Below are 12,219 nucleotides of genomic sequence, written 5' to 3' on the forward strand. Positions count from 1 at the left end.
ACCGCGACCGCACCGGCCCGTACCTGGCCGCCGCTCTGGGCGTAAGGCGCGCCGGCGGCCAGGTCGGGACGGCCGTCGCCGTCGAAGTCGGAGGGCAGGAACCGGCCGCAGCCCGCGGCCTGGGCCTGCGCGGGAACGGCGAGGAGACCCGCGGCCAGCAGCGGAGCGATCCAGAGTTCTCTCACCTCCCCACGGTCTCCGACCGGGTGGAAGCAGCGATTGCCGCCCGATGAAACACAGGAATCTTCAAGATGATGACCGGGGAAAGGCCCAAACGGTCGGCGTAGGACTGATACTGGAAGTAATGCGACCTTCACGATCGACCCCACGGCACCTGCCGACCAGTCCGTTCAAGCCGCCGCCTCCGCCGCCGCCCTTGGAGAAATTTGCTGTAGACGATCTTGTAAGCCATGACAAGTACGGGCTGGGCCGCGTCATCGACTTCACCGAGGACGTGGCCGTGGTCATCGATTTCGGCGGCGAACAGCGCCGGATCCCGGCGCCGTTCGCCAAAGTCGTCAAGCTCTGACCTTCGAAGCGGGCTCTGACCTTCAGGGCAGAGCGGGCTTGCCGGGAGAGTAGATCCACGTCTGGAAGAAGCCGGTCAGGTCCTGGCCGGACACCTTCTGGGCGAGGGCCGTGAAATCGCCGGTCGTGGCGTTGCCATGCCGGTGATCAGCGACCCATGTCCGCAGCAGCTCGAAGAAGGCCTTGTCGCCGATCCGTTCCCGCAGCAGCTGCAGGACGATCGCGCCACCGCTGTAGACGCGATCGTCGAACATCGTGTTCCGCTTCGGGTCCGCGATGACGATCTTCCAGTACGGGTGGTTCTTGGCGTACGCGTCGTAGACGAACCGGGCGACCGACTTCGCGGTCTGCCCGCCGGCCTTCTTCTCGTCCCAGTACCAGGACGCCCAGGTGGCGAACGACTCGTTCAGCCAGATGTCCTTCCAGCTCTCGCCGGTGACGCTGTTGCCGAACCACTGGTGGGCCAGTTCGTGGGCGATCGTCGAGCCGTCCCGCATCCCGGAGTAGACCGGCTTGGACTGGGTCTCCAGTGAGAAGCCCAGCTCCTGGCCCTTGTAGGTGGCGTTGTCGACGATCGCGCCCGTGGTCTGGAACGGGTAGGGGCCGAGCAGCTTCGTCCAGTAGTCGGTGGCCGCCGCCGTCGTCCTGACGTAGTGGTTCATGGTGTAGGCGAGTTTCGGGTCGACCGCGACGTAGTTGCGGATGCCGCCGGGGGTGCGGCCGCTCTTCACCTTCCACTTGCCGATGTCGATCGTGGCGAGGTAGCTGGCCATCGGGGCGCGCTCGTTCCAGGTGAACGTGGTCTTGGCGCCGCGGGTCTTCTTCTTCGACAGCAGGCCGTTGGAGACCGCGCCGAGCCCCTTGGGGACCGTCACCTTGATCGTGTAGGTGGCCTTGTCGCTGGGGTGGTCGTTGACCGGGAACCAGGTGGACGCGGCGTTGGGCTCGGCCCCGACGTAGGCGCCGTCCTGGGTGTGCAGGAACCCGTAGGGCGAGCCGAAGACGATCGGCGAGCCGACGATGGTCTTGGGGACGCCGCCGTAGGTGACGGCGGCCGTGAACTTCCGGCCGGTCCGCAGCCCCTTCGACGGGGTGATTCGCAGTTCCTGGCCCTTGCGGGAGAACTTCGCCTTCCGGCCGTTCACCAGGACCTTCGTGACCTTGAGCCCCTTGAGGTCGAGGTTGAAGGACGACAGGTTCTGGGTGGCTTCGGCCGTCATCGTGACGGTGCCGGAGAGCCGGTCGGTCTTCGGCGCGTAGGCCAGGTCGAGCGCGTAGTGCCGGGCGTCGTAGCCGCCGTTGCCCTCGTAGGGGAAGTACGGGTCGCCGACCCCGGCCGCGCCGGGCCTGTAGTCGACCGCGAAGGCCGGCGGGGCGAGCGTGACGACGCTGACGGCGGCGACGGCGAGCGACAGAGTGCGCTTAACCATGATCCTCTTCTCGGCCTGGGGGCAAGGTCCCGCACTTTATGCGGTCATACCCAGTTATGTCGCACCAGGTCGTGATCCGGTTCGCGCCGTCGGGCGGCCCGTCCGGACGGGCCCCCCGACGATCGGTCGGCTCAGGGTCAGATGTTCAGCAGGGGGCTGCCGCCGAGCTCCCAGGGAGCGCGGTCGCCGAGGCCGTCGTCGTTGATGTTGTAGGTGACCTTGCCGTCGGAGGAGTTGGCGCCGCTGTTCAGCGGGCCGTCCACGGAGCAGGTGGTCGAGCCGGAGGTGCTGTCCAGGGTCCGCGCGAGGGCACAGGTCCTGGAGGTGATCACCCGATCGTTCTGCTCGAGCCGGACCTGAAGGTCGAACTTCTCGAACTTGTCGTCGCCGGAGTCGCCCCACGAGACGTTCGCGTAGGCGCGGGTATAGAGGGTCTGGCCGCCGCTGCCGCCGGTCCACTTGGTGATGCACATCGTGATCCGGACGTCGGCGTCGAAGCCGCTGGTCGGGAACTCCTTCGACTGCACCGCCGAACACTTGGTCCAGGACGCGGCGGAGGCGGGCGTCGCCACCCCGGCGGCCAGCCCGACGGCGAGGGAGGAGACGGCGAATCCGGCGAGTACACGCTTGATGGTCAAGAGCACGGCCTTTCCATGATCAACGATCTTCCGACCATGATCGTAAAAGTCGCCCGCAAAACGATCAAACTACTTGCGAGTACCACTAGAGGCGACGAAGTCGACATTCGACCTCAGGCCGCTCATTAGGGCACCGACCACCTGCACACCGACGCCTCCGCAACCCCGGCACACCCCGGCCAGCTCCGCATCACCTGCAGATCAAGCAACTTCTGCCGCCATCGCCACTTTTCCGTCAGCCATTGCCAGTTCTTCCGACGAATCAACGGCCGCGACCGGCCAACGTCCCCCGCGCCCTAACGCCAGGGCGTCAGCGGCCCGGTCCCGCGCCCGCTTGGATGAGATCCTGCCCGATTTCGGGCAGGACTGTTTTGTTTTCGTGGACGCGGTGGGCATACTCGGGCGAGTGCTGCCTGAAGAGCTCGTTGATCATCTGGTGCGGACCTCGGGACTGGGCCGGGGGGAGGCCGCGCGCGTCATCGCCGACGTACTGGCCTACTTCGCCGAGCCCGTGGAGGTGTTCGTGCGGCGGCGCCATGCCGAACTGCAGGCGCGCGGGCTGACCAACGAAGAGATCTTCCGGCGGGTCGGGGCCGAGCTGGAGGCGCGCCGCGTGGCGCCGCCCGAGCTCTCGGCACGGCAGCTGCGGCGCATCGTCTATGGGTGAGGGGTTGAGTTAGAGCGTGTGTGGAATCGTCGCCTACATCGGACCGAAGGACGCGACACCGATCCTGCTCCAGGGATTGCAGCGGCTGGAGTACCGGGGCTACGACTCGGCCGGGGTCGCCGTCGTCGGCCGGTCCGGGCTGAAGATCCGCAAGGCCAAGGGGCGGGTCAGGGACTGCGCCGACGGGGTTCCCGCGCGGTTCAAGGGATCGCCCGGCATCGGGCACACCCGCTGGGCCACACACGGGGAGCCCAGTGACGCCAACGCGCACCCGCACGTCAGCGGGACCGTCGCGGTCGTGCACAACGGGATCATCGAGAACGCCGACGAGCTGCGGGCCAAGCTCGAGGCCGACGGGGTGGAGTTCGCGTCCGAGACCGACTCGGAGGTGCTGGCCCATCTGATCGCGCGGTCGGTGGCCGTCGAGCTGGGCGAAGCCGTCCGGCAGGCGCTGACCGAGGTCGTCGGCACCTACGGGATCGCGGTGATCGACTCCGAGCGTCCCGGGACGGTGGTGGTGGCGCGCAACGGCAGCCCCGTCGTGCTGGGCCTCGGCGACAAGGAGACCTTCGCGGCGTCCGACGTGGCGGCGCTCGCCGGCCACACCCGGCAGGTCGTGCATCTCGACGACGGCGAACTGGCCGTCCTCAGCGCCGACGGCTACCGCACCTTCGCCCTCGACGGCTCCCGCACCACCCCCAAGGAGCCGTCCGAGCTGGACGCCGACCCGCTCTCCTACGACGCGGGCGAGTACGAGCACTTCATGGCCAAGGAGATTCACGAGCAGCCCGAGGTGGTCGAACGGGCGCTGCGCGGACGGCTCGACGCCCGGTTCAGCACCGCCCATCTCGGCGGCCTCAACCTGGACCCGCGGGAGGCCCGCGCGATCCGTCGAGTGAAGATCATCGGTTGTGGTTCGGCGTACTACTCGGGGCAGCTCGGCGCGCAGCTCATCGAGGAGCTGGCCCGGATCCCCGCCGACGCCGAGCCCGCGTCGGAGTTCCGCTACCGCAATCCGGTCGTCGAGGCCGACACCCTGTACGTCGCGGTCAGCCAGTCCGGCGAGACCTATGACACGCTGGCCGCCGTCCAGGAGCTGAAGCGCAAGGGCGGACGGGTCCTCGGCCTGGTCAACGTGGTCGGCAGCGCCATCGCCCGGGAGTGCGACGGAGGCATCTACCTGCACGCGGGCCCTGAACTGTCGGTCACCTCGACCAAGAGCTTCACCGCGACGGGCGTGGCGTTCGCGCTGCTCGCCCTCTATCTGGGCCGCACCCGCGACCTGTCGCCGTCCGACGGCGCCCGGATCGTCGCGGGCCTCAAGGCGATGCCGGCGCAGATCGCCGAGATCCTCCGGCAGGAGGACCGGATCGCCGAGCTGGCCCGGCAGCTCGCCGAGCACCAGGGCGCGTTCTTCATCGGCCGGGTCCGCGGCTTCCCGATCGCCAGGGAGGGCGCGCAGAAGCTGAAGGAGGTCTCCTACCTGCACGCGGAGGCCTACCCGGCGAGCGAGCTCAAGCACGGCCCGCTCGCGCTGATCTCCCCCGAGCTGCCGACCGTCGCGATCGTCCCCGACGACGAGCTGCGCGACAAGAACCTGACGACGCTCGGCGAGATCAACGCCAGGAAGGGCCGCGTCATCACGATCGCCCACTCCCCGCTCTCGGACGACACGATCGTGGTCCCGAAGAACGAGCGGGAGCTCGACCCGATCCTGCTGTCGATCCCCACCCAGATCCTCGCCTACCACGCGGCGCTGGCGCTGGGCCACGACATCGACCGTCCGCGCAACCTCGCCAAGAGCGTCACGGTCGAGTAGGTCCCGCGCTCCGCGCGTCCAACGACGTACGCGCGGAGCCCGGTGCGGTGTCAGCGGTTCTGGCGCCAGGCGAAGGTGAACGCGACGGCCGCGGCGAGCGGCCCCGCCACGCGCAGGTGGTTCATCAGGGTCCACTGGGAGAGGTAGGTCTTCCAGTAGTCGGCGGCGGCCACCGTGGTCGGGTCGAAGCCCATCAGCTTGTCGTTGCGGGGCACGTGGTAGGCGGCGGTCAGCAGGATGGCGCTCAGGTAGAGCAGCGCTCCGACGATCAACAGCACCGAGCCGGGGCGGTCGCGGTGCAGCAGCCCGTATCCGCCGAGGATCGCGCTGGTCAGCGCGGTGCCCATCAGCACGAGCATGAACCAGAAGGTCGGGGCCTGCTTGTTGATGGAGTTCATGGCGGCGATCCCCTGCGTCGCCGGCAGGTTGCGGAGCGCGGGCATCACGAACGAGGAGAAGGCGTAGAAGATTCCTGCGCACAGGCCGCTGGTGATGGCCGTGTACAGGGTGAGGGCGCGGATCACTTGGTGCTCCAGATTCCTTGGGACGCGGTGGCGCGAGCGTAGTCGGCGAAGTCGCGGGGGGAACGGCCGAGGGCCCGTTCGACGCCGTTGGTGAACAGATGGGTGAGCATGTTGACTCCATTACAGGGGCCTGTGGCGAGAGTCTCCATGGCTGAGAAGCGCGTGCACATAAGCGAGCGTCCACGTTTGCAGCGTCCTGCGTATGCCTGGGTTACCGTTGCCCGTATGGACGCCATCGCCGGACTCCTCGACGGCCCCCGCGCGCGCGGCGCGTTCCTGCTCCGCTCGATCCTCAGCCCGCCCTGGGCCATGCACATCCGCGACGAGGCCCCGGTGACGGTCGTCGCCGTGGTGCGGGGCCACGCCTGGGTGATTCCGGAGAACGCCGACGCCGTCCGGCTCGGCAAGGGCGACGTCGCCATCGCGCGCGGCCCGGGCCACTATGTCGTCGCCGACTCCCCCGCCACGGAACCGCAGATCGTCATCCATCCGGGCCAGGTCTGCGAGACCCTGGACGGCCGGAGCCTCGCCCAGTCGATGGAGCTCGGCGTCCGGACGTGGGGCAACGATCCCGACGGCGAGACCGTCATGCTGACCGGCACCTACGAGACGGCCGGGGAGATCAGCCGGCGGCTCCTGGTCAGCCTGCCGTCGCTGCTGGTGCTGCCGGTCGACAGCTGGCAGTCGCGGCTGATCCCGCTGCTCCGCGAGGAGATCGTCAAGGACGATCCGGGCCAGGAGGTGGTGCTGGACCGGCTGCTCGACCTGCTGCTGATCGCGATTCTGCGCGCGTGGTTCGGGCGTCCCGACACTCCGGCGCCCGCCTGGTACCGGGCGCAGTCCGATCCGGTCGCGGGCCGCGCGCTGCGGCTGCTGCAGAACCATCCGGCGCATCCCTGGACGGTCGAGCTGCTCGCCGCCGAGATCGGGATCTCGCGGGCGGCGCTGGCCCGCCGGTTCACCGAGCAGGTGGGTGAGCCGCCGATGGCGTTCCTCACCGGCTGGCGGCTGTCGACGGCGGCCGATCTGCTGCTGGACGATCCGTCGGCGACCCTCGAGGCGATCGCCGCGAAGGTCGGCTACGGCAGCGCCTTCGCGCTCAGCGCGGCCTTCAAACGGGTGCGCGGGGTCAGCCCGCAGGAGTTCCGCCGCGGCGGAACCTGAGGCCGCCGGGCGGTGTCGCCCGGCGGCCCGGCCGGTCAGTGGGCGTCCACGACCGGGATCTTCGGCTCGTCGGCCGTGGCTCCGCTCTTCGCCGGCGCCTTGATGAAGAAGATCGGGATCGCGGCGAGCGCGGCCATCCCGAACGCCCACCAGAAGCTGGTGGCGAACGCGTCGGTCAGCTTCCCCGCGACCTCGCCGGGCGCACCGGCCGGAACCTCGGCGAGGTTGCCGGTCGCGCCGGGCAGCTCCGTCTTGATCGCGTTCTGCAGGACCACGGCGAGCGCCGCGACCCCGATGGAGCTGCCGACCCGCATCACCACGTTGCTGGCGACGGTCGCGGACGGCACCTGCGACCGGTCGAGGGTCTGGTACATGCCGCCCATCATCGACGGCATCATCGCGCCGTGGCCGAGCCCCAGCACGAACAGCATCGCCATCAGCGCCCAGAGCGGGGTGCCGGGGTTGATCTGCGTGTAGCCGAGGACCCCCAGCAGCATGACGGGGAGCCCGGAGTAGGCGAGGCGGCGCGGGCCGATCCGGTCGGACAGCCTGCCCGCGATCGGCATGGTCAGCATCGTGCCGAGCCCCATCGGAGCGGTGATCAGGCCGGACTCCAGCGGCGAGTAGCCGTGGACGACCTGGAAGTACAGCGGCAGCAGCACCAGCATCCCGAACAGCGCGCCGATGTAGGTGAAGAAGCCGAGGTTCGCGGCGCTGAAGGTGCGGTCCCTGAACAGCCGCAAGTCGACCAGGGCGCGGTCCTTGAGCCGCAGGGCGTGCCCGGTGAACAGCGCCAGGAGTACCAGGCCCGCTCCCGACCAGCCCAGGACTTCGACGCTGTCGAGGCTCTTGCCGTTGCCCGCCTCGGCGATGCCGTAGACGAGCGCGCCGAGACCCGGCGAGACCAGGAGCAGCCCGACGACGTCCAGCGGGGCCTCGGCACGGCCCTTGACCTCGTCGCCCGGCAGGTGGCGGACGGCGGCGGCCACGGCGATCGCGCAGAGCGGCAGGTTGATGAAGAACATCCACCGCCAGTTCAGGTGGTCGATGAGCAGCCCGCCGAGGACGGGGCCGAGGACGGGTGCGAGCATCGCCGGCACCGCGATGACGGCCATGACCCGGCCCATCCGCTGCGGCCCGGCCTTCTGGGCGAGCATCGTCTGGCCGATCGGCATGATCATGCCGGCGCCGAAGCCCTGCAGGATCCGGAAGACGATCATGCTGGTCACGTTCCACGCGGCGCCGCACAGCACGGAGCCGATGACGAACAGGATCAGCGACAGCACCCACATGCGCTTGGCGCCGAACCGGGCGACGGCCCACCCGGTGATCGGGATGCTCATCGACAGGGCGAGCGTGTAGGCGGTGAGCACCCACTGGATGGTCGACAGCGAGGTGTCGAAGTCGGTGCCGAGGGTCTTCACCGCGACGTTGACGATCGTCGTGTCGAGGATCGTCATCACGGCACCGAGCAGCACCACCACCGCCAGCCGACGGAGTTCGGGATCGAACTCCGTCTCCTTGACGGGGGCTTTCGAGGGGGTAGACATGGCGCGCGAGTCCTCCGAGGGTTCTGGGAACCGAAAAGCGCTACGGCGTATCGGATGATGTACACCGTAACGTACGGCGCTACACCGTACGAGCTAGAATCGCGCCATGACGGAAATCCCGGTATGGACGCGGACGCCGCCCGCCAAGCGGCCCGTCCTGACACGCGAGGCGATCGTCGCGGCGGCCATCGAGATCGGGGACTCCGAGGGCCTGGCCGCGGTGTCGATCCGGCGGATCGCCGCCCATCTCCAGGCCCGCGCGATGAGCCTCTACACGCACATCGACCGCAAGGAGGACCTGCTCGACCTGATGGCCGACGAGGTGATCGCCGAGGTCCTGGTCCCCCAGGGCGAGCTGCCCGCCGACTGGCGCGCCGCCCTCACGATGATCACCCGGCTGGAGCGGGCGGCGCTGCTGCGCCACCCGTGGACCCTGGAGCTGATCGGCGCCAAGCGGCTGCCGCCGGGACCCAACCGGCTCCGCCATATCGAGCAGACCCTCGAAAGCCTGGACGGCCTGGGCCTGGAGCCCGCCGAGGCCGTCCGGGTGATCGGCGCGGTCGCGCACTACATGATCGGCTGTGTGATGCGGGAGGTCTCCGACGCCGACGTCCACGGCGACAACCCGTGCGGCGAGCACCGCAACGACCTGCACCAGTACCTGCTGGCCATGACCGAGGGCGGGGACTTCCCGCGCCTCGGTCCGCTGCTGCGCTCCGGCGAGCTGGTGAAACCCAGCCCCGAGGAGCGGTTCGAGCAGGGGCTCGCCTGGCTGCTGGACGGCATCGAGGCGGGCGTTCACCGGTCCCGCGCCACCCGCGCCTCGTCCCAGACGGGCGTCGCCGACTCATAGACCCGGCCGTCCGCGCCGAAGACCAGGAACCGGTCCAGGGAACGGGCGAACCAGCGGTCGTGGGTGACCGCGAGCACCGTCCCCTCGAACGACTCAAGACCTTCCTGCAGCGCTTCGGCGCTGGCCAGGTCCAGGTTGTCGGTCGGCTCGTCGAGCAGCAGCAGATTCGCGCCGCCCAGCTCCAGCAGCAGGATCTGCAGCCGGGCCTGCTGGCCGCCCGACAGGGTGTCGAACGGCTGCTCGGCGCAGAGCTGGAGTTCGTAGCGGGCCAGCGCGGACATCGCGTCGTTCTTGAAGTGGGCGTGCTCGGTCATGACGATCTCGCACGGGGTCCGTCCGGCGAGGTCGGGCCGGGCGTGGGTCTGGGCGAACCGGCCGGGGACGACACGCGCGCCGAGCCGTCCGATCCCGGTGTGCGCGACGGGCTCCGCCGGAGCGGCCCCGCGCGGCAGCACCTCGCCCGCCGCCGCGAGCAGCCGCAGATAGTGGGATTTGCCGGAGCCGTTCGAGCCGAGGACGCCGACCCGTTCGCCGTACCAGATCTCAGCGTCGAACGGCTTCATCAGCCCGGTCAGCTCCAGGCCCTCGCAGATCACGGCGCGTTTGCCGGTGCGGCCGCCGCGCAGCCGCATCTTGATGTTCTGGTCGTGCGGCGGGGCCTCGGGCGGGCCCGCTTCGAGGAACTTCTTCAGCCTGGTCTGCGCGGCCTGGTAGCGGGAGGCCAGGCCCTCGTTGAACTTGGCCTTCTGGCCGAGGGACAGCACCAGCTCCTTGAGCTTGGCGTGCTCCTCGTCCCAGCGGCGGCGCAGCTCCTCCAGGCGCGAGTTGCGGTCGCGGCGGGCCTCGGCGTAGCCGCCGAATCCGCCGCCGTGCACCCAGACCCGGCCCGACTCCACGGTGACGATCCGCTCGGCGGCCCGCGCCAGGAGCTCCCGGTCGTGCGAGACCAGCAGGACCGTCTTCGGGGTGTCCTTGAGCTGCTCCTCGAGCCACTGCTTCCCCGGGACGTCCAGATAGTTGTCCGGCTCGTCCAGCAGCAGGACCTCCTCGGGACCGCGCAGCAGCGCCTCCAGGACCAGGCGCTTCTGCTCGCCGCCCGACAGGGTCTTGACGTCGCGGAAGGAGCAGGCGTCGTAGGACATGCCGAGCGCGGCCGTGCAGCAGGCGTCCCAGACGACCTCGGCCTCGTAGCCGCCGGCGTCGCCCCATTCGGCGAGGGCGTTCGCGTACCGCATCTGGGTCGGTTCGTCGTCGCGTTCCATCATCGCCAGCTCGGCCGCCTCGACGGCCGCTCCCGCCTTGCGCAGCCGCTCCGGCGCGGTGCTGAGCAGCAGCCCGCGAATCTCCATCGCGTCGCGGATGTTGCCGACGAACTGCCGCATCACCCCCAGCCCGCCGCTGCGCGAGACCGTGCCCTCCTGGGCGGTGAGGTCACCGGCGACGAGCCGCATGAGCGTCGTCTTCCCGGCGCCGTTCGGGCCGACCAGCGCGGCGGTCACCCCGTTACCCACCCGGAACGACACGTCGTTCAGCAACACCCGGCCGTCGGGGAGCACATGACTGACATGCCCCACCTCTACGTGACCCATTTCCGCCCCTCGGTTAGAACTCCAACGGGCCACCTTAGGCAGTGCGGCCACCGATCGGCCTGCCATTTATCCGCCGGCCCCGATCAGGGAGACGGCCAGCGTCCCGAAGATCGCGGCGGCGTAGGCGGCGCAGCCCACCCGCACGATCACGGTACGCCGTGGTTCGGGCAGGTCCAGCCGGGCCAGCACCCACGCCAGCGCGGGCAGCACCAGCACCCCGTGCAGGCTGATCCCGTGCACGGCCTTGAGGAAGCCGAGATCGTGGTAGGCCCGCTGCTGGTCGCCGGTCCGCGCCTCGGTGACGCCCCGAGCGATCATCCCGGCCCCGGAGGCCAGCCCCACCAGGAGCGAGGCGAACCCGCCGCGCAGCGCCAGCCGCATCGACGGCGCCGCCTCGGGGCTCCCCCGGAACGCCGCGACCGCCATCCAGCCCAGCAGGACGATCAGCAGCCCGCCGCCCGCGGCCAGCATCATCGACACACCCGAGTTGAACCCGCCCTCCATGTTCACGTGGGACGGCACGCCCCGCCAGGCCTGCAGGGTGATCCCGAACACCTCGACGACGCTGTCGGCGGCGAACAGCCCGAGCAGCCACGCCCTGGCCCGTCCGCTCAGCGGCAGGTAGGGCGCGAGCCAGAGCACGGTCAGCAGGGTGAGCCCGAACGACAGCCCGAACGTCGCGGGTTTGCGCCACGACACCGGACCCGTCCACGGCCCGCCGTCCACGGCGAAGACCCCGAGGTGGAAGACCCCTGCGGCCAGCAGCAGGACGGCCACGGCCGCGCAGGCCCTCTCGGCAGGACCCGTCAGCGTCTTCATCGGCTTGCCCCTTGGCTTGAGTGAGTGCCCACTCATCATGAGTGAGCGCCCACTCATCTGTCAATCCCGTGCCGCCGCTACCGATAAAGTCCACTGATGACTTCCTGGCGCGACACCGGATTGCTGGTCACCGACGAGCAGGACGACGCGGCGTTCGCCGCCGCCCGCCACTCGCTGTTCGACGGACCGTTCACCTGGCCGGTCCTGGTGCTGCGGCGCAGCGCGCTGGAGCAGAACATCGAGACCGTCGCGGCGTACCTGCGGGCCCGCGGGTTCCGGCACGCGCCGCACGCCAAGACCACCCTCGCCCCGCTCATCATGGAGGAGCAGCTGATGGCGGGCGCGTGGGGGTTCACCGCCGCCACCGCCCACCAAGCGCTGCTCTACCGGCGGTTCGGGATCCGCCGGATCATCCTGGCCAACCAGGTCCTCGACGGCCGTGCGCTGCGGGCGCTCGCCGCCGAGCTCGACACCGACCCCGAGTTCGAGCTGCTGATCTACGCCGACTCCCCCGCGGGCGTGGCCGCGCTGTCGGACGCGGCCGGTGCGCGTCCCTTCCAGGTCCTCGCCGAGCTGGGCTTCCCCGGCGGCCGCACCGGCTGCCGGACGGGCGCCGAGCTCGTCGAACTGGTCGGCCT

At 69.9% G+C, this 12,219-nt stretch carries 13 protein-coding genes; 6 read left to right on the forward strand and 7 right to left on the reverse strand.

What is annotated here, in order from left to right:
• The coding region (locus ACYVE7_RS18455) for an FG-GAP repeat protein (RefSeq protein ID WP_460366064.1) at positions 1 to 185 on the reverse strand (185 nt) is incomplete at its 3' end.
• A 191-nt stretch (positions 186 to 376) separates the two neighbouring features.
• On the opposite strand from ACYVE7_RS18455, the gene ACYVE7_RS18460 reads away from it, so the two are divergent.
• Positions 377 to 529 (forward strand): hypothetical protein, encoded by a 153-nt coding sequence (locus tag ACYVE7_RS18460; RefSeq protein ID WP_460366066.1) that lies wholly within the window; start codon positions 377 to 379, stop codon positions 527 to 529.
• A gap of 22 nt (positions 530 to 551) precedes the next feature.
• Here ACYVE7_RS18460 and ACYVE7_RS18465 read toward each other — a convergent pair whose 3' ends face one another.
• Together ACYVE7_RS18465 and ACYVE7_RS18470 are read right to left on the reverse strand one after the other, a co-directional pair.
• Positions 552 to 1,958, reverse strand: coding sequence for a M1 family metallopeptidase (locus ACYVE7_RS18465; RefSeq protein WP_460366068.1), 1,407 nt, complete (start codon positions 1,956 to 1,958; stop codon positions 552 to 554).
• A gap of 137 nt (positions 1,959 to 2,095) precedes the next feature.
• Positions 2,096 to 2,602, reverse strand: coding sequence for a hypothetical protein (locus ACYVE7_RS18470; protein WP_460366070.1), 507 nt, complete (start codon positions 2,600 to 2,602; stop codon positions 2,096 to 2,098).
• A gap of 328 nt (positions 2,603 to 2,930) precedes the next feature.
• On the opposite strand from ACYVE7_RS18470, the gene ACYVE7_RS18475 reads away from it, so the two are divergent.
• Together ACYVE7_RS18475 and glmS are read left to right on the forward strand one after the other, a co-directional pair.
• Positions 2,931 to 3,263: a hypothetical protein gene (locus tag ACYVE7_RS18475; RefSeq protein WP_460366072.1), complete on the forward strand. Its 333-nt coding sequence runs from the start codon at positions 2,931 to 2,933 to the stop codon at positions 3,261 to 3,263.
• 16 nt (positions 3,264 to 3,279) lie between these two features.
• Positions 3,280 to 5,082, forward strand: a complete 1,803-nt coding sequence (gene glmS, locus ACYVE7_RS18480) for a glutamine--fructose-6-phosphate transaminase (isomerizing) (RefSeq protein ID WP_460366074.1) — start codon at positions 3,280 to 3,282, stop codon at positions 5,080 to 5,082.
• A 50-nt stretch (positions 5,083 to 5,132) separates the two neighbouring features.
• Here the strand turns inward: glmS and ACYVE7_RS18485 are convergent, their stop codons facing one another.
• Positions 5,133 to 5,606 carry an anthrone oxygenase family protein gene (locus ACYVE7_RS18485; RefSeq protein ID WP_460366076.1) on the reverse strand — a complete coding sequence of 158 codons (474 nt, stop codon included), beginning with the start codon at positions 5,604 to 5,606 and terminating at the stop codon, positions 5,133 to 5,135.
• 225 nt (positions 5,607 to 5,831) lie between these two features.
• Between ACYVE7_RS18485 and ACYVE7_RS18490 the strand changes: the two genes are divergently transcribed.
• Entirely contained in the window at positions 5,832 to 6,770 is a 939-nt protein-coding gene (locus ACYVE7_RS18490; RefSeq protein WP_460366078.1) for an AraC family transcriptional regulator, read from the forward strand.
• A gap of 35 nt (positions 6,771 to 6,805) precedes the next feature.
• On the opposite strand, the gene ACYVE7_RS18495 is transcribed toward ACYVE7_RS18490, so the two are convergent.
• Complete coding sequence (locus tag ACYVE7_RS18495) at positions 6,806 to 8,320, reverse strand: DHA2 family efflux MFS transporter permease subunit (protein WP_460366080.1); 1,515 nt, start codon at positions 8,318 to 8,320, stop codon at positions 6,806 to 6,808.
• A 106-nt stretch (positions 8,321 to 8,426) separates the two neighbouring features.
• On the opposite strand from ACYVE7_RS18495, the gene ACYVE7_RS18500 reads away from it, so the two are divergent.
• Positions 8,427 to 9,173, forward strand: coding sequence for a TetR/AcrR family transcriptional regulator (locus ACYVE7_RS18500; RefSeq protein WP_460366082.1), 747 nt, complete (start codon positions 8,427 to 8,429; stop codon positions 9,171 to 9,173).
• Here the strand turns inward: ACYVE7_RS18500 and ACYVE7_RS18505 are convergent.
• Together ACYVE7_RS18505 and ACYVE7_RS18510 are read right to left on the reverse strand one after the other, a co-directional pair.
• Positions 9,119 to 10,762 carry an ABC-F family ATP-binding cassette domain-containing protein gene (locus ACYVE7_RS18505; protein WP_460366084.1) on the reverse strand — a complete coding sequence of 548 codons (1,644 nt, stop codon included), beginning with the start codon at positions 10,760 to 10,762 and terminating at the stop codon, positions 9,119 to 9,121. The genes ACYVE7_RS18500 and ACYVE7_RS18505 overlap by 55 nt on opposite strands.
• 66 nt (positions 10,763 to 10,828) lie before the next feature.
• Positions 10,829 to 11,581: a hypothetical protein gene (locus tag ACYVE7_RS18510; RefSeq protein ID WP_460366086.1), complete on the reverse strand. Its 753-nt coding sequence runs from the start codon at positions 11,579 to 11,581 to the stop codon at positions 10,829 to 10,831.
• Positions 11,582 to 11,677: 96 nt separating this feature from the next.
• On the opposite strand from ACYVE7_RS18510, the gene ACYVE7_RS18515 reads away from it, so the two are divergent.
• Positions 11,678 to 12,219, forward strand: a 542-nt coding sequence (locus ACYVE7_RS18515; RefSeq protein WP_460366088.1) for an alanine racemase, incomplete at its 3' end; no start/stop codon positions are given.

This window comes from Actinocorallia lasiicapitis (genome assembly GCF_054778695.1).